2 pseudogenes are annotated in these 1,111 nt (G+C 42.1%); both read left to right on the top strand.

Annotated features, from left to right (window positions below):
• A pseudogene (gene ansB, locus AB5935_RS27615) lies at nt 1–291 on the top strand (L-asparaginase 2); the annotation flags it as partial.
• Between the two features lie 15 nt (nt 292–306).
• Nucleotides 307–1,111 (top strand): annotated as a pseudogene (locus tag AB5935_RS27610) (porin); the annotation flags it as partial.

Here is a 1,111-nt window from a genome sequence, read left to right as displayed (position 1 = left end):
ATGCTTAGCAACGGATACAAAGGCATCATCCACGCAGGAGTAGGAAACGGAAATATTCACCAGAACATCTTCCCGGTACTGACGGATGCCCGCCAAAAAGGTATTCTTGTCGTTCGTTCTTCCCGTGTCCCGACCGGACCTACCACACTGGATGCAGAGGTGGACGACGCCAAATATCAGTTTGTGGCTTCGCAGGAACTGAACCCGCAGAAATCTCGTGTTTTGTTAATGCTTGCACTAACAAAAACTACAGACTGGAAACAGATTCAGCAATATTTCAACGAATACTAAAAACCTGACTTACTTATGAAAAAATGGATATTCATGCTGCTCCTCGCGGGCAGCATACAGGGAGTATATGCTCAAAAAGCAGAGAAAAAGGAGAAATTCAATCCGAACACTCCCCTGTTTGAAGAGCTGACAGACGTGAAAAAGAAAACAGATAAATTCAATCTTTATCTGAATATGCAAGGGAGCTTTGACGCTCATTTCCAGAATGGTTTTCAGGAGGGTGACTTTAATATGCACCAACTTCGTATCGAAGCCAAAGGAAATATCAACAACTGGCTGTCTTACCGCTATCGTCATCAAGCTGAATGACCAGTTTAGTCTTTTTGCAGGAAAGCAATGTGCCGCATACGGTGGTATCGAGTTCGACCTGAATCCGATCGACATCTATCAATACAGTGATATGATTGATTACATGAGTAATTTCATGACCGGATTGAATGTGGGTTATAACATTACTCCCGAACAGCAACTTAACCTGCAAATATTGAACAGCCGTAACAGTTCTTTCGATAATACTTACGGAATCACAGAGGATGCCGAAGGCAATCTCCCCGATCTGAAATCGGGCAAAATGCCACTGGTTTATACATTGAACTGGAACGGTAATTTCAATAATGTATTTAAAACCCGTTGGTCGGCTTCGGTCATGAACGAGGCAAAAAGTCACAATATGTATTATTATGCTTTAGGTAACGAGTTGAATCTTGGAAAATGGAATGCTTTTGTCGATTTCATGTATTCAAAAGAGGATATTGACCGCAAAGGAATTATTACCAGTATCGTAGGTCGTCCGGGCGGACATAATGCTTTTGATGCAAAC

It is taken from the genome of Phocaeicola sp. RTP21198st1_B8_RTP21198_201120 (assembly GCF_040929485.1).
Lineage (GTDB): Bacteria > Bacteroidota > Bacteroidia > Bacteroidales > Bacteroidaceae > Phocaeicola > Phocaeicola dorei.
The sequence above is the reverse complement of the archived record's forward strand: the minus strand, read 5'-3'. Positions and strand labels throughout refer to the sequence as shown.